The sequence below is a fragment of the Spongiactinospora rosea genome, assembly GCF_003315795.1.
GTDB lineage: Bacteria > Actinomycetota > Actinomycetes > Streptosporangiales > Streptosporangiaceae > Spongiactinospora > Spongiactinospora rosea.
In genome coordinates, this window is sequence record NZ_QMEY01000003.1 from 37011 (window position 1) to 51569 (window position 14559).

16 protein-coding genes are annotated in these 14559 nt (G+C 71.6%); 5 read left to right on the forward strand and 11 right to left on the reverse strand.

The features are described from left to right. Window positions 1-15: 15 nt before the first annotated feature. Complete coding sequence (locus tag DP939_RS08870) at window positions 16-1587, forward strand: alkaline phosphatase D family protein (RefSeq protein ID WP_113980152.1); 1572 nt, start codon at window positions 16-18, stop codon at window positions 1585-1587. Here DP939_RS08870 and rocD read toward each other — a convergent pair. From rocD to DP939_RS48650, 5 genes are all read right to left on the reverse strand, one after another. Then, window positions 1571-2788 (reverse strand): ornithine--oxo-acid transaminase, encoded by a 1218-nt coding sequence (gene rocD, locus DP939_RS08875; protein ID WP_113980153.1) that lies wholly within the window; start codon window positions 2786-2788, stop codon window positions 1571-1573. The two genes, DP939_RS08870 and rocD, sit on opposite strands and share 17 nt — an antisense overlap. Next, window positions 2785-3588 (reverse strand): dimethylargininase, encoded by an 804-nt coding sequence (ddaH, locus tag DP939_RS08880; RefSeq protein WP_113980154.1) that lies wholly within the window; start codon window positions 3586-3588, stop codon window positions 2785-2787. Before ddaH ends, rocD begins: the two co-directional genes overlap by 4 nt. 134 nt (window positions 3589-3722) lie before the next feature. Next, window positions 3723-4172 carry an Lrp/AsnC family transcriptional regulator gene (locus DP939_RS08885; RefSeq protein WP_199536880.1) on the reverse strand — a complete coding sequence of 150 codons (450 nt, stop codon included), beginning with the start codon at window positions 4170-4172 and terminating at the stop codon, window positions 3723-3725. Between the two features lie 73 nt (window positions 4173-4245). Further along, window positions 4246-4962 (reverse strand): DUF5941 domain-containing protein, encoded by a 717-nt coding sequence (locus DP939_RS48645; RefSeq protein ID WP_113980155.1) that lies wholly within the window; start codon window positions 4960-4962, stop codon window positions 4246-4248. Next, on the reverse strand, window positions 4959-6551 hold the full coding sequence (locus DP939_RS48650) for a CDP-alcohol phosphatidyltransferase family protein (protein WP_113980156.1): 1593 nt from the start codon (window positions 6549-6551) through the stop codon (window positions 4959-4961). Before DP939_RS48650 ends, DP939_RS48645 begins: the two co-directional genes overlap by 4 nt. A 147-nt stretch (window positions 6552-6698) precedes the next feature. Between DP939_RS48650 and recO the strand changes: the two genes are divergently transcribed. Next, a complete protein-coding gene (recO, locus tag DP939_RS08900) occupies window positions 6699-7427 on the forward strand; it encodes a DNA repair protein RecO (RefSeq protein ID WP_113980157.1) in 729 nt (242 codons plus the stop codon). Window positions 7428-7448: 21 nt separating this feature from the next. Continuing rightward, window positions 7449-8225, forward strand: a complete 777-nt coding sequence (locus DP939_RS08905; protein ID WP_113980158.1) for an isoprenyl transferase — start codon at window positions 7449-7451, stop codon at window positions 8223-8225. 43 nt (window positions 8226-8268) lie between these two features. Here the strand turns inward: DP939_RS08905 and DP939_RS08910 are convergent, their stop codons facing one another. From DP939_RS08910 to DP939_RS08935, 6 genes are all read right to left on the reverse strand, one after another. Further along, window positions 8269-8817 (reverse strand): CGNR zinc finger domain-containing protein, encoded by a 549-nt coding sequence (locus DP939_RS08910; RefSeq protein ID WP_113980159.1) that lies wholly within the window; start codon window positions 8815-8817, stop codon window positions 8269-8271. Between the two features lie 124 nt (window positions 8818-8941). Beyond that, window positions 8942-9331, reverse strand: a complete 390-nt coding sequence (locus tag DP939_RS08915; RefSeq protein ID WP_113980160.1) for a Fur family transcriptional regulator — start codon at window positions 9329-9331, stop codon at window positions 8942-8944. Next, complete coding sequence (locus DP939_RS08920; protein ID WP_113980161.1) at window positions 9328-10161, reverse strand: metal ABC transporter permease; 834 nt, start codon at window positions 10159-10161, stop codon at window positions 9328-9330. The genes DP939_RS08915 and DP939_RS08920 overlap by 4 nt, the downstream gene beginning before the upstream one ends. A 33-nt stretch (window positions 10162-10194) precedes the next feature. Continuing rightward, on the reverse strand, window positions 10195-10986 hold the full coding sequence (locus DP939_RS08925) for a metal ABC transporter ATP-binding protein (protein ID WP_225878119.1): 792 nt from the start codon (window positions 10984-10986) through the stop codon (window positions 10195-10197). Window positions 10987-11091: 105 nt separating this feature from the next. Then, window positions 11092-12075 (reverse strand): metal ABC transporter substrate-binding protein, encoded by a 984-nt coding sequence (locus DP939_RS08930; RefSeq protein WP_113980162.1) that lies wholly within the window; start codon window positions 12073-12075, stop codon window positions 11092-11094. 115 nt (window positions 12076-12190) lie between these two features. Then, a complete protein-coding gene (locus tag DP939_RS08935; RefSeq protein WP_113980163.1) occupies window positions 12191-12595 on the reverse strand; it encodes a DUF6703 family protein in 405 nt (134 codons plus the stop codon). A gap of 107 nt (window positions 12596-12702) precedes the next feature. Between DP939_RS08935 and DP939_RS08940 the strand changes: the two genes are divergently transcribed. Next, entirely contained in the window at window positions 12703-13005 is a 303-nt protein-coding gene (locus tag DP939_RS08940) for an antibiotic biosynthesis monooxygenase family protein (RefSeq protein WP_113980164.1), read from the forward strand. A gap of 38 nt (window positions 13006-13043) precedes the next feature. After that, on the forward strand, window positions 13044-14426 hold the full coding sequence (locus tag DP939_RS08945) for a glycine--tRNA ligase (RefSeq protein ID WP_113980165.1): 1383 nt from the start codon (window positions 13044-13046) through the stop codon (window positions 14424-14426). Window positions 14427-14559: the final 133 nt, after the last annotated feature.

The window sequence follows — 14559 nt, forward strand, 5'->3', positions numbered from 1 at the left end:
AAGGGCAGGTGACCCGTGACGGAACTCTTGGTCGGACCCATGCTCCGCTACGCCGACGCCACCAGCGCGAGCGTGTGGGTGGAGACCGCGCGGCCCGGGCGGGTCGCGGTGGAGGCGGGCGATGTACGTGTGGAGACCGCGACGTTCACCGTGCACGGTCACCACTACGCCATCGCCGACCTGATCTGGCCGCAGCCCCCGGCGGCGGAGGGCGGCGTGCCGTACACGGTGGAGGTGGACGGCGAGCGGGTCTGGCCGCCCGCCGATGGCCCGGCGGTCCCGCCCAGCCGGATCCGGCTGCCGTCGGCGGACCGGCCGCTGCGGGTGCTGTTCGGCTCCTGCCGTACCAGCGTGCCGCACGACGCTGTGCACCTGCTCTCGCACGGCGTGGACACGCTGCGCGAGTACGGCACGCGGCTGCGCGAGACCCCCGACGCCGAGTGGCCCGACCTGCTGCTGCTCCTCGGCGACCAGGTCTACGCCGACGCCCCCGGCGGCGAGGTGCTGGAGGCCGTCCGCGCCAGGGGCGGCGAGCCGGCCGGGGAGATCGCCGACTTCGGGGAGTACGCCGCGCTGTACCGGCAGGCGTGGGCCGAGCCGGAGATCCGCTGGCTGCTCGCCACCGTCCCCTCCGCGATGATCTTCGATGACCACGACCTGCGGGACGACTGGAACACCTCCGCGGCCTGGCGCGAGAAGATGGCCGCGCTGCCCTGGTGGCGGCGCAGGCTGGTCGCCGGGCTCGGCGCGTACTGGGTCTACCAGCACCTCGGCAACCTGTCGCCGGGGGAGCGGGCCGCCGACCCGCTGCTGGCCCGGCTGCGCGCGCACGAGGGCGACGGCGGCGACCTGCTCGACGCGTTCGCCGCCCAGGCCGACGAGGACCCCGCGCTCAACCGCTGGAGCTACGCCCGTGACCTCGGGGACACCCGCCTGATCATGCTGGACACCCGCTGCGCCAGGCGGCTCACCCCCGGCGACCGGCGGATGCTCGACGACGGCGAGTGGGAGTGGTTCACCCGGCAGATGGACGCGGGCGACCGCCGCGTGGTGATCGGCTCCTCCATCCCGGTGCTGCTGCCCAGCGGCATCCACCACGTGGAGAGCTGGAACGAGGCGGTGTGCGACGGGGCCTGGGGCCGCCGCGCGGCCCGCTGGGCGGAGGTCCTGCGGCAGGCGGTCGACCTGGAGCACTGGGCGGCCTTCCGGCGGTCGTTCACCGAGATGTGCCGGCTGCTGGCCGCCGCCGGCGGGACGGTGATCGTGCTGTCCGGCGACGTCCACTTCTCCTACCTCGCCAAGCTGGACGGGCTGCCGGTGTACCAGGCGGTGTGCTCGCCGATCCGCAACCCGCTGAGCCGGGTGCTGCGGGTGGCCAACGTGGTGGCGTCGATGGCGGTGGCGGGCCTGGCCGGTGGGCGGCTGGCCAGGCTCGCGGGCGTGCCGCGCCCGGTGCTGCGCTGGCGGATGCGCCGGGGGCCGTGGTTCGGCAACACGGTGGCCACCCTCACCCTCGGCGAGGTGCCCTCCGTGTACTGGCACGGCCCCGGGCGCGGGGAGCGGCTGACCGCTAACGGAGGTCGCTGAGCGCCTCCGCCAGCCGGTCCACCGCCCAGTGCAGGTCCTCCTCGGAGATCACCAGCGGCGGGCCGATCCTGATCGTGCTGCCGTGGGTGTCCTTCACCAGGACGCCCCGGGCCAGTAGCGCCTCGCTGATCTGCCTGCCGGTGGCCAGCGCCGGATCGATGTCCACCCCGGCCCAGAGGCCGCGCCCCCGGACCGCCGTGACGCCCTGCCCGGCCAGGCCGCGCAGCCGTTCGTGCAGCACCGCGCCCAGCTCCCTGGCGCGGCGCTGGAACTCCCCGGTGCTGAGCAGGTCCACCACGGCGATGCCGACCGCGCAGGCCAGCGGGTTGCCGCCGAAGGTGGAGCCGTGCTGGCCGGGCTTGAGCACGCCGAGCACGCCCGCGTCGGCCGCGATCGCCGAGACCGGTACCACGCCGCCGCCCAGCGCCTTGCCCAGGATGTACACGTCCGGTACGACGCCCTCGTGGTCGCAGGCGAAGGTGTCGCCGGTACGCCCGAGCCCCGACTGGATCTCATCGGCCATCATCAGCACACCGCGCTGCGAGCAGATCTCCCTGACCTGGGTCAGGTAGCCGTCCGGCGGCACCAGCACCCCGGCCTCGCCCTGGATGGGCTCGATCAGCACGGCCACCGTGGTGTCGTCGATCGCGTCCCTGATCGCGTCGGCCGAGCCGTACTTGACCACCCGGAACCCCGGCGCGAACGGGCCGAAGCCGCCCCGGGCGTCCGGGTCGGTGGAAAAGCCCACGATCGTGGTCGTCCGGCCGTGGAAGTTGTTCTCGGCCACCAGGATCGTGGCCATGTCGGCGGGCACGCCCTTGACCTCGTAGCCCCACTTGCGGGCCACCTTGATCGCGCTTTCGACGGCCTCGGCGCCGGTGTTCATCGGCAGGACCATGTCCTTGCCGGTGAGGTCGCCGAGCGCGGCGCAGAAATCGGCGAACCGGTCGTGCAGGAACGCGCGGCTGGTCAGCGTGAGCCGGTCGAGCTGCTCGCGGGCGGCGGCCAGGATCGCCGGGTTGCCGTGCCCGAAGTTCAGTGACGAGTAGCCCGCCAGGCAGTCGAGCAGACGCCGGCCGTCGACGTCGGTGACCCACGCCCCCTCGGCGCGCTCCACCACGACGGGCAGCGGGTGGTAGTTGTGCGCGCTCCTCCGCTCGCTCCGCTCGACGTACTCCGCGGTCTTCGGCAAAAAAGTCATTTCCGGATCTCCAGGGTGCAGCACTTGGGTCCGCCGCCCGCCTTGCGAAGCTCTGACGTGTGCACCGGGATCACCTCGTAACCCCGGCGCTTCAGTTCGAGCTGCAGGTCGGCGGCCTCATGGTTGATGATCACGTGCTTTCCGTCGCAGACCGAGTTGAGCCCGAAGGCCGCCGCGTCGGCCGGTGTGGCGATCAGCGCGTCCGGGAACAGCCGTTCGAGGACCGCGCGGCCGCCCGGGGTGAACGCCTGCGGCAGGTAGGCGATGTCCCGGCCGCCGAGCGGGCACAAGGCGGTGTCAAGGTGGTAGTACCGCGGGTCGGCGAGCCCTAACGTGATCACCGGGTGGCCGGTGAACTCCTGGACCTCCCGGTGCGCCGCCACGTCGGTGCGAAACCCGGTGCCCGCGAGCACGAGGTCGTCCACCACCAGCAGGTCGCCTTCGCCCTCGTTGGTGAACGACGGGGCCTTGACCTCGGTGAAGCCGTGCTCGGTGAACCACCGCAGGTAGGCCCCGGCCTCCTCGGCCCGCTCGGGGTGGGCGAACCGCGCGCCGTACACCCGGCTGTCCACGACCAGGGCGCCGTTGGCGGCGAAGACCATGTCCGGCAGGCCCGCCACCGGCTCGATGACCTCCACCGTGTGGCCCAGGTCCTCATAGACGGACTTCAGGTCCTCCCACTGCCGCAGCGCGAGGTCGCGGTCGGCGCCCCGGGAGGGGTCCATCCAGGGATTGATCCGGTATTCGACCGCGAAGTAGTCGGGCCGGCACATTAGGTAATGCCTGCGTGGCACGCTCATACCAGGCTCCATGGAAGCTGAGGGGCCGCCGTGCGGACACATCGCCGTGCGGAAGGGCCAGATCAGCATAAGAACGCGCGTTTGCGCAGGCCAAGTGCGGTGTGTTGCGCGTGTGCGCGGATCGGTTGCGTTGTTCAGCCGATCAGCGGCGATCCGTTGACGAGCCGGGTGAGCACGACCGCGCTCTTGGTGCGCACCACGAACGGCTCGGCCGCGATCCGCTCGATGACCTGCTCGACGTGCCGCATGTCGGAGGCCCTGATGTGCAGCAGCGCGTCGGCCTCGCCGGTCACCGTGCAGGCCGAGACGACCTCCGGGTGGCGGGCCACGGCCACCCCGATCTCGGCGGGCGAGGTCTTGCCCCGGCAGTACAGCTCGACGTACGCCTCGGTGGTCCAGCCCAGGGCGCGCGGCGCGACCCTCGCGGAGAACCCGGTTATCGCCCCGATCCCGCGCAGCCGATCGACCCTCCGCTTGACGGCGGAGGCGGACAATCCGACCTCGTGCCCGATCTCGGCATAGGTCGCCCTCGCGTCATCGACGAGGGCCTTGATGATGGCACGATCCAGCCCGTCCAACTCCACAGTGCATGTCATAGCCGAAAAGGGGGCCGCGTGGGAAACGCGGCCCCCTCGGGCGTACGGAACGGCGGTGGGGTCAGCCGCGCTCGGCGTCGCCGGTGGCCTGCTCCTGCACCTCTTCGGGCGACGCCTCAAGGTCGTCGGACTCCGCCGCCCGCGACGCCGACGCCTTGTCCAGGCGCACCCAGCTCGTCACGCTCTCCACGGCGAACAGCACGCCCAGATAGAGCGTCAGCACGGCGACCACCCAGGTCGCCACGCCGAGCGCGGCGCCCGCGCCGATCAGCAGGAGGCGCACCTCCCACCCCAGACCGGCCTGGAAGACCCACGCGGGCGGCCAGATGCTCTGCCGGGTGCGGTACACCGTGTCGTAGGTGTGGTAGCCCACGACGTAGACCAGCACGAACAGGAGCCACTTGGGGACGTCCGCGGTGATGCCGGTGAGCAGCACCGCCAGGAACTCCCCGCCCCTGATCAGCGGCGGCACCAGCCAGTCGAAGCGCCCCAGGTGGTCGCGGGTGGCCGTGGGGCCGACCAGGACCACCATGACGAGCGCGGGGACCAGCAGCATCGGCCCCGGCTCCAGCATCCCGGCCGCGCCGATCGCGGCCACCGCCACCAGCGACGCCAGGGCGGCGGGCACCGGCGGCAGACCGGCCTTGGTGACCCGGCGCAGCCCGGCGAGCAGCGGGCCGTCGTCGCGGTAGGCGAGCAGCCGCGCGGTCTGGATACGGCGGCGCTCCTCGTCGGGGTCGGGCTGGGCGACGGGGGTGTGCTGAGGGTGGGTGATCATGCGAGCGACCTAACGAGACGTCCGGTGAGCGTGTACGCGGCGGCGATGGAGCCCCAGATGACCAGGGTCAGGAAGGTGATCCTCGGCTCGAAGAAGGCGGCGGTGATCGCGATGGCGGCGAACCGCTCGCCGATCGGGAAGACGATCATCTTGCGGGCCCAGTGGACGGCGCGGACGCGCCCGGCCCGCGACCACATGCGCAGCAGCCCGCGCACGCCGGTCTGGCGGGACAGCTTGCGCTCGGCCAGCTTCTGGCGCAGCGCGGTGTCCGCGCTGACCGCCAGGTCGAGCGTGGGCAGCAGGGACGGCGGCTTGCGGCGGCTCGCCGCGCCGTAGGAGAAGTCGAGCAGGTGGCGCACCGACTGCACGGCCAGCGCCACGAGCGCCAGCGTCCACACGTCGCCCTGACCCGCCACCGCGGCCCCGATGGCCAGCCCGGCGAAGACGACGTACTCCTTGAACCGGTCGAAGGTGGCGTCCAGCCACGCGCCGAGCACCCCGAACTTGCGGGCGTACCGGGCGACCTGGCCGTCCACGCAGTCGAAGACGAACGCGAAGTAGATGAGCACCGCGCCCGCAACCGACCCCGCGCGCGTCCCGGTGGCGAAGCCGGCCGCCGCCGCGACCCCCAGGAAGATGGAGATCAGCGTCACCTGGTTGGGGGTCAGCCCGCGCCGGGCCGCCCAGCGGGCGATGAAGCGGGAGTAGGTGCTGACGAAGTAGGTCGTGAAGAAGCCGTCGGCGCCCTTGACCGCGTTGTTGAGCCGGGCGCGGTCCTCGTCGAAGCCGGCCATCTCGGCGACCGCCTCGTCGGCGGCCTCCTGGCCGGAGACCCGGCGGAAGAACAGGTCACGGCGCCCCCGGATGCCGACGGACACGCCCCGGCGTACCAGGCACAGCACCAGCAACTGGATGACGTCGTCTTCCGGGCCGAGCAGATGGGCCATCCCGGCCAGCTCGCGGGCCGCCTCGGCCAGCGTGACCGCGTGCTTGTGGTGCAGGTGCAGCGGGCCCAGCAGGACCGCGTTGGGGCGGGTCACCGCGTGGAAGGCGGAGCCGACCGAGATCACCCTGGACTTGCCCACCCGGGCGCGGACCGGCAGCCCCTCGTAGACGCGGTCGGAGATCTCCGGCTCGGCCTCGTCGATGGGCACCCGGTCGTCGTCGCCCTCGCCGTTGTCGTCGGCGTCGCCGTTCTCGCCCGCCAGACCCTCGCGCAGCTCGCGCGGCTCCTTGGCGACCAGCGCCAGCGCGCCGCGCTTGGACTTGGTGATCTGGTAGATCAGCTCGTCGTGGATCAGCGAGTCGGCGGGCAGGATGAGCAGGCTCTCCTGGGCGTCCTCGACCGCGTCGGCCAGCGCCCGCAGATCGCCGGCCAGATCGGAGGTCGTGACCAGGGTGCCGGGGTAGCCCTCATGATCGCGGGCGCGGTCGGCGCGGACGATCGTGACGGGGTGGGGATCGAGCGACGCGAGCTGGCCGTGCAGCCGGCCGGTGACCGTGGGGGAGCCCGGCAGCGCGGCGAGGAGCGGCCGGTGGGCGGGCGGATTCGGGCCGGGGGATGAACCCAGCAGGACCACGCGGGTCATGACACCCTTTCAGGCAGCGTGCAGTTGCGGGTAAAGATGGCGCGAGAGAGGTCGCCAGACGGCAAAGTCTAGTGACCTATCGGTCAAGAGGGTCCATCCGAGGTTTACCTGTGATTCATCCGCGACGCTCGATCCTAGACTGGGCGGGTGAGTCTTTACCGTGACGAAGGCGTCGTGCTGCGCACGCACAAGCTGGGCGAGGCCGACCGGATCGTCACGATCTTGACCAGGCGCACCGGCAAGGTGCGCGCCGTCGCCAAGGGCGTGCGCCGCACCACCTCCAGGTTCGGCGCGCGGCTGGAGCCGTTCACCCACGTTGACGTGCAGTTCCACACCGGGCGCACGCTCGACGTGGTCACCCAGGCCGAGACCCTGCGGCCGTACGGCGAGCGGCTGGCCGCCGACTACCCCCGCTACACCGCGGGCAGCGCGATGCTGGAGACGGCCGACAAGCTCACCGTCGCCGAGAAGGAACCGGCGCTGCGCCACTTCCTGCTGCTGGTCGGCGGCCTGCGCGCGCTGGCCGACGGCGAGCACGAGCCCCGCCTGGTGCTCGACGCCTACTTCCTGCGCTCCCTGGCCGTGGCCGGGTACGCCCCCGCCCTGGAGACCTGCGCGCGCTGCTCGGCGGAGTCGGTGCGCGCGTTCGCCATCGTGGCGGGCGGCGTGGTGTGCGCCGAGTGCCGCCCGGCGGGGGCGTCGGTCCCGGCCACCGAGACGGTCGCGCTCATGCTCGCCCTGCTGCGCGGCGACTGGGCGTCCGCGGACGCCTCCCAGGCCCGCCATCGCACCGAATGCAGCGGCCTGGTCGCCGCATATCTGCAATGGCACCTGGAGCACGGCATACGCTCTCTTCGGCATGTAGAGCGCGTATGACCGGCGCAGAAGGAGCAACAGGTGAACGTCCGTCCCCCGTCCCAGCATCCGTCGGGGGCGATCCCGCCCCCCATCCCGCGTGACCTGGTCCCCAGGCACGTGGCGATCGTGATGGACGGCAACGGCAGGTGGGCCAAGGCGCGGAACCTCCCTCGCACCGAGGGCCACAAGGCCGGCGAGGCATCACTGTTCGACGTGATCGAGGGCGCGCTCGAACTGGGGGTCCCCTACCTCTCGGCCTACGCCTTCTCGACCGAGAACTGGCGCAGGTCGCCGGACGAGGTGCGGTTCCTGATGGGCTTCAACCGCGACGTGATCCGCCGCCGCCGCGACGAGCTGCACGCGATGGGCGTGCGGGTCCGCTGGGCCGGGCGGCCGGGGCGGCTGTGGAAGAGCGTCATCAAGGAGCTGCAGGACGCCGAGGAGATGACCCGTGGCAACCGGGCTCTCACCCTGCAGTTCTGTGTCAACTACGGCGGCCGCGCGGAGATCCTGGACGCGGTCGTCAAACTGGCCCAGGACATCGCCGACGGGCGGGTCCGGCCAGGGAAGGTCACCGAACGCACCTTCCACCGCTATCTCGACGAACCGGACATCCCCGACGTCGATCTGTTCGTGCGCTCCTCCGGCGAGCAGCGCACGTCCAACTTCCTGCTGTGGCAGTCGGCCTATGCCGAAATGGTCTTCCTGAACCGGCTGTGGCCCGACTTCGACCGCCGCGACCTGTGGGAGGCGTGCGAGATGTACGCCAAGCGCGACCGCAGGTACGGCGGCGCGGTGCCCAACGACACCGCCTGACCCTCGGGGCGGGCGTGCCCGCCGGGGCACGCCCGCGGGGGCCTCAGGCCCTCCTGCGCGCCCGGTAGGCCGCCACGTGCATGCGGTTGCCGCAGGTGCGGCTGTCGCAGTAGACCCGCGACCGGTTGCGCGACTCGTCGAAGAACACCCGGTCGCAGTCAGGGGCGGCGCAGGTGCGCAGCCGCTCCCACTCGCCCTCCACCAGCAGGTGCGCCAGCGCGATGCCGCAGTCGGCGGCCAGGTGCTCGGCGACCGAGGCCCCCGGCGCGAAGTAGTGGACGTGCACCGGGTGACCGTCGTGCTCGGTCAGCCGGGGCGTCATGCGGGTCTCGCCCAGCAGGGTGTTCAGCCGGATCACGGCGGCGGCCTGGTCGGGCGCGGTGAACACCCGGTGAAAGGCGTCGCGCAGCGCGCGGACCTGGGCGAGGTCGCCAGGCCCCAGCTCGTCCACGCCGCTCACCTGCCAGCGTTCGACGAGCTCGCCGAGCTGGCCGAGGTCGGACAGGCACTCCTCGCCATCAGCCGCGGGGGAGGTGTTGATCAAATCCACCACGGTGCTGAGCGAGTGCACCATGTCGTGGCCGAATGGCATGGTCGCTCCTTCGGGGCCGGGTTCTCGCGTGTCGAGAAGCGTATAACCCCCGTGGCGCCATCAGCCTATCTCTTCGTGGCCGATGTCTGACGCAATCACGCCACGGGCCGGTTACGGACGCCCGTCAGCCCGCTTTCCGCCCCGCCGCACAGGAGGAACAGGTGCCGAAGACCTCGACGGTGTGGGTGATGTCGCTGAACCCGTGCTCCCTGCCGACGGTCTCGGCCCAGCGCTCGACCGCCGGTCCGGCCACCTCCACGGTACGCCCGCAGCGGCGGCACACCAGGTGGTGGTGGTGCGTGCCGCTGGCGCAGGCGCGGTAGACGGACTCACCGTCGTCGGTGCGCAGCACATCGACGTCGCCGTTGTCGGCGAGCGCCTGCAACGCCCGGTAGACAGTGGTGAGCCCGATCTTGGCGCCTTCCGCGCGCATCTCGGCGTAGACGTCCTGGGCGCTGCGAAAACCCTCGCTGTGGCGGAGGATGTCGAATACGGCATCGCGGCGGCTGGTCATCGTCTGGACTCCCCGGTTCGGTTCCGGCGTATGAATGTACCGACACCGAGAGCCAGGGCGAATCCCAAGAGGGCGAGCAGGACGATCCCCGCCCCCGGCGCGACGTTGATGTAGTACGTGTATCCGAGTCCGCCGACCGTCGCCACCACCCCGAAGGCCATCGCCAGCAGCAGGGTCGTCCGAAATCCCCGGGTGAGCTGCTGGCTCGCCGCCACCGGGACCACCATGAGCGCGCTGACCAGCAGCAGCCCGACAACGCGCATCGCGATCACCACGGTGAGCGCGGCGGTCACGGCCAGCAGCAGGCTGAGGAACCGCACCGGCAGGCCGCTGGCCTTGGCGACCTCCGGGTCCTGGCAGAGCAGGAACAGCTCGCGGCCGAAGACCAGCACCACGCCGAGCACCCCCGCGGCCAGCGCGCAGATCACCAGGACGTCGCCCTGGGTGACGGTGCTGACCGACCCGAACAGGTAGGACATCAGCGTGGCGTTGCTGCCCTCATCGGAGAGCCCGATGAGCAGCACGCCGCCCGCGATGCCGCCGTAGAACAGCAGCGCGAGCGCCACGTCGCCGCCGGTCCGGCCGCGCTCGCGTACCAGCTCGATGGCCACCGCGCCGAGCACCGCCACCAGCACGGCGGTCAGCGTCGGGGCGGTGCCGGTCAGGAAGCCGAGGGCCACGCCGGTCAGCGCGACGTGGCCGATGCCGTCGCCCAGCAGCGCCAGCCTGCGCTGCACGATGAAGGTGCCCACGGCGGGCGCGGACAGGCCGACCAGCAGCCCGGCGACGAGCGCGCGCTGCATGATCTGGGACTGGAACAGCTCAAGCACCGTGGGCCTCCCTGCCGGGCGCGTTCGGAAAGGTCACTCGCCGGTCGTCGCCGTGCCGGGCGACAGGGTGAGCGGCCCGCCCTCGGCGGGCTCGGCGTGCGGATGGAGGTGGTCGTGGCCGGGCAGCGCGTGCGCGCCGACCGCGCTCGGCGGCTCGCCGTCGTGCGCGACGCGGCCGTTCTTGATCACCACCGCGCGGCTGATCAGCGGCTCCAGCGGGCCCAGCTCGTGGGCCACCAGGACCACCGTACGGCCGCTCGCCACCAGCTTGGACAGCGTGTCGGCCAGGTTGGCCTGGCTCGCCGCGTCGACTCCGGCGGTGGGCTCGTCCATCACGAAGGTCTCGGGCTCACCGGCCAGCGCCCGGGCGATCAGCACCCGCTGCTGCTGGCCGCCGGACAGGGCGGCCACCGGGTCGCCGGCGCGGTCGGCCAGGCCGACCGCGGTGAGCGCGCGGGCGATGGCCGCGCGGTCGGCGGCGCTGGACGGGCGCAGCCGCCGCTGGCGGGCGATCCTGCCGGAGGCGACGACCTCGCGGATGGTCGAGGGCACGCCGCCGCCCGCCAGCAGGCGCTGTGGCACGTAACCGACCCGCTTCCAGTCGCGGAAGCGGGCGGGGGGCACGCCGTACAGCTCGGTACGTCCGGCGCTGAGGGGCACCAGGCCGAGCAGGGCGCGGATCAGGGTGGACTTGCCGGAGCCGTTCGCGCCGAGCACGGCCACCACCTCGCCGGCACGGATCTGCAGGTCCACGCCGCGCAGGACGGCGCGGCCGTCCAGGCTGACGTGGCCGCCGGTCATGGCGAACACCGTCTGTTGGCTCATCGGGTTGCGCGGGGCGAGTCCCGGGGCGTGCGCCGAGGGAGAGTGACCGCGTCTCCTTTCGGTTACTTCAGGTGAGTGTAGTGGGGACGGCCGTATCGATCATGATCAGGTGCAGGTGAGCGCGGTGCGCAGCGTCGCCAGGTTGGCGCGCATGGCGGTGAGGTAGTCGCCCGTGGCGGGCTTGCTCTCCAGTGGGTCGAGCACCGCGGTCTTGGCGCCGACCTGCTCGGCCAGCACCTCGGCGACCTTGGGGCTGACCAGCGCCTCGGTGAAGATCGTGGTGACCTTCTCCCGCTTGGCGACCTGTTCGACCTCGGCCAGGCGGGCGAGGGAGGGCTCGGCCTCGGGGTCGATGCCGCTGATGCCGACCTGCTCCAGTCCGTAGCGACCGGCCAGGTAGCCGAAGGCGGCGTGGCTGGTGACGAGCGCGTGCCCGGCGCAGGAGCCGAGGCCGCGCTTCATGTCGGCGTCGAGCTTGGTCAGCTCGGCGGCCACGGCGGCGGCGCGGTCCTTGTGGCCTTTGGCGTGCGCCGGGTCGGCGGCGGCGAGGCGGTCGCCCAGTTTGGCCGCCACGATGGCGAACCTGGACGGGTCGAGCCACAGGTGCGGGTCGTAGGAGACCTCCGCGTGCGCGGCCTCGCCCTGCTCGGCGGCGTGACCGGCCTGGCCGGCCTCCCCCTCGTGCTCGTGGTCGTGGGCGTCGCCGGTGGCGGGCAGCTTCGGTACGACTGCGGCCGCGTCGAAGCCCTTGTCCTTGGCGTTCTGCTCGACGGCCTCGTCCAGCGCGGGCTGCACGCCCTTGATGTAGACCGTCAGATCGGCTTCGGCCAGGCCGACGACCTGGCGCGGGGTGAGTTCGAGGTCGTGCGGCTCGACGCCGGGCTTGGTGAGCGGGACGACGCTCACGTCGCCGCCGCCGACCCGCTCGGCGAGCCACTGCAGTGGATAGAAGGCGGCCATCACCTGGGGCTTGGCGTCGCCGCCCGCCCCCTTGGCCTGTCCCGCGCCGCAGGCGGCGGTGGCGGCCAGCAGTACGGCCCCGGCGGTGAGACCGGCGGTGCGGCCCCATGGACCGGAGAAGTAGGACATCACATAACAAGTATGGCCCGGAATGAAAACCGTTGTCAAAACTGGCGACATCGGGGTGAAGTTCGCGAACCGCCTCTACCCGACAAATCCCGACATGTCGGCAGGTCAGAGTGGGTCAGAACAGTCCGAACCGGTCGGCGGCCAGCAGTGCCAGGAACGTCAGCAAGGCCACCCGCATCAGCCGCCCCCCCACTCGAAGCGATGGCCACGACATATAGGCCAGCCACCCCACGAACCCGGCCACCGGCAGCACGGCCACCGCGCCACGCCAGTCCGGCACCGCGAACCCGACCAGCAGCAGGACCACCATCACGACCGGGATCACCCAGCGGGGAAGCTGGAACAGGAAGACCAGCGGGGCGGCGCTGCGCTCCTCGACGGCCTTGCGAAAGCCGGTCGCGCCCGGGGTGAAGAACTGCTCGCCCTGGGGCAGCGGCCGGCGGGCCTTGCGCCCGCCCGGCGGGCCGCCCTTCCCCGCGCCGGGTCCCCCGGCGCGCCTGGCGAGCGGATGGGACGGCACGCGCCGACCCTCGGAGCTTGGATCACGCTGTTCGGCCACCCGCCGAGCCTATCCCCGCAGGGGCCTCCCGGTGCGTTCCACCTGCTCGGATCTGGCATGCTTGGCGGATGCTCGCGATCATCCGTTACTCGGTGCCCGACGCGCGGACCGGCGAGTTCGCCGAGCAGGCCCGCGAGATCCTCGACCTGCTGGCGAGCCAGCCCGGCTACGTGCGCGGCCGGCTCGGGCGTTCGGTCGACGAGCCCGGCCTGTGGGCGCTGGTCTGCGAGTGGGAGGGCGCGGGCTTCTACCGGCGCGCGCTGTCGGCGGCCAGGCTCGTGATGTATCCGCTGATGACGATGATGCTGAACGAACCCAGCGCCTTCGAGGACGTGGACCCTCCCGTGTCCCCTAAGCTGGGATCTCGTTGAATTCCTCGCCGACCTCCAGCCGGATGGAGACTTACCCAATGGCACGACGTACCGACGTGATGGACACCATCGTCAGCCTCGCCAAGCGCCGCGGGCTCGTATACCCGTCGAGCGAGATTTACGGCGGGCTGCGGGCGTCGTGGGACTACGGACCGCTCGGCGTGGAGCTGAAGAACAACGTCAAGCGCGAGTGGTGGAAGGCCGTCGTCCAGGGCCGCGACGACGTGGTCGGCCTCGACTCCTGCGTGATCCTGGCCCGTGAGGTCTGGGAGGCCAGCGGCCACGTCGACACCTTCAAGGACCCGCTGACCGAGTGTCAGTCCTGCCACAAGCGCTTCCGCGCCGACCACCTGGAGGAGGCGTTCGAGGCCAAGCACGGCCGCGCCCCCTCGGGCCTGTCCGAGGTCACCTGCCCCAACTGCGGCAACAAGGGCGCCTTCACCGACGTCAGGCAGTTCAGCGGCCTGCTGAAGACCTACCTCGGCCCGGTCGAGGACGAGTCCGGCCTGGCCTACCTGCGCCCGGAGACCGCCCAGGGCATCTTCATCAACTACCTCAACGTGCAGCAGTCCGCGCGCCGGAAGATCCCGTTCGGCATCGGCCAGATCGGCAAGTCCTTCCGCAACGAGATCACCCCGGGCAACTTCATCTTCCGCACCCGCGAGTTCGAGCAGATGGAGATGGAGTTCTTCGTCAAGCCGGGCAGCGACGAGGAGTGGCACCAGTACTGGATCGACGAGCGCTACCGCTGGTACACCGACCTCGGCATCAAGGAGGACAACCTCCGGCTCTTCGAGCACCCCGAGGAGAAGCTGGCCCACTACGCCAAGCGGACCGTCGACATCGAGTACCGCTTCGGCTTCAGCGGCGGCGAGTGGGGCGAGCTTGAGGGCATCGCCAACCGCACCGACTTCGACCTGACCTCGCACGGCAAGGCGTCGGGCACCGACCTGTCGTTCTTCGAACAGGACTCGGGCGAGCGCTACGTCCCCTACGTGATCGAGCCGGCCGCCGGCGTCGACCGCTGCGTGCTGACCTTCCTGCTCGACGCGTACGCCGAGGACGAGGCCCCCAACGCCAAGGGCGTGCTGGAGAAGCGCACGGTGCTGCGGATCGACCACCGGCTCGCCCCGGTCAAGGTCGCGGTGCTGCCGCTGTCCCGCAACACCGACCTGTCGCCCAAGGCCCGCGACCTCGCCGCCGCGCTGCGCCGCCGCTGGAACGTCGAGTTCGACGACGCGGGCGCGATCGGCCGCCGCTACCGCCGCCAGGACGAGATCGGCACGCCGTTCTGCGTCACGGTCGACTTCGACACCCTCCAGGACGACGCGGTCACCATCCGGGAGCGCGACACGATGGGGCAGCAGCGGATCGGCATCGACCAGGTCGACGCCTACCTGCGCCGGCACCTCAACGACTGAGCGAGTAGACCCGCCGGCAACGGCCCGGACGCGAACGCGTCCGGGCCGTTCTCATGCCCGCCTTACACCGGTTTTCGGCGTCCTCTGATGACATGGGCACTGTCGAGAAGTGACGAGGATGACGAAAGATACG

Bases quoted from the DNA above. Each gene is read 5' to 3' on its own strand.
- rocD (WP_113980153.1), bottom strand. From the start codon at position 2,788: ATGACTTTTTTGCCGAAGACCGCGGAGTACGTCGAGCGGAGCGAGCGG.
- ddaH (WP_113980154.1), bottom strand. From the start codon at position 3,588: ATGAGCGTGCCACGCAGGCATTACCTAATGTGCCGGCCCGACTACTTC.
- DP939_RS48645 (WP_113980155.1), bottom strand. From the start codon at position 4,962: ATGATCACCCACCCTCAGCACACCCCCGTCGCCCAGCCCGACCCCGAC.
- DP939_RS48650 (WP_113980156.1), bottom strand. From the start codon at position 6,551: ATGACCCGCGTGGTCCTGCTGGGTTCATCCCCCGGCCCGAATCCGCCC.
- DP939_RS08910 (WP_113980159.1), bottom strand. From the start codon at position 8,817: ATGCCATTCGGCCACGACATGGTGCACTCGCTCAGCACCGTGGTGGAT.
- DP939_RS08915 (WP_113980160.1), bottom strand. From the start codon at position 9,331: ATGACCAGCCGCCGCGATGCCGTATTCGACATCCTCCGCCACAGCGAG.
- DP939_RS08925 (WP_225878119.1), bottom strand. From the start codon at position 10,986: ATGAGCCAACAGACGGTGTTCGCCATGACCGGCGGCCACGTCAGCCTG.
- DP939_RS08930 (WP_113980162.1), bottom strand. From the start codon at position 12,075: ATGTCCTACTTCTCCGGTCCATGGGGCCGCACCGCCGGTCTCACCGCC.
- DP939_RS08940 (WP_113980164.1), top strand. From the start codon at position 12,703: ATGCTCGCGATCATCCGTTACTCGGTGCCCGACGCGCGGACCGGCGAG.
- DP939_RS08945 (WP_113980165.1), top strand. From the start codon at position 13,044: ATGGCACGACGTACCGACGTGATGGACACCATCGTCAGCCTCGCCAAG.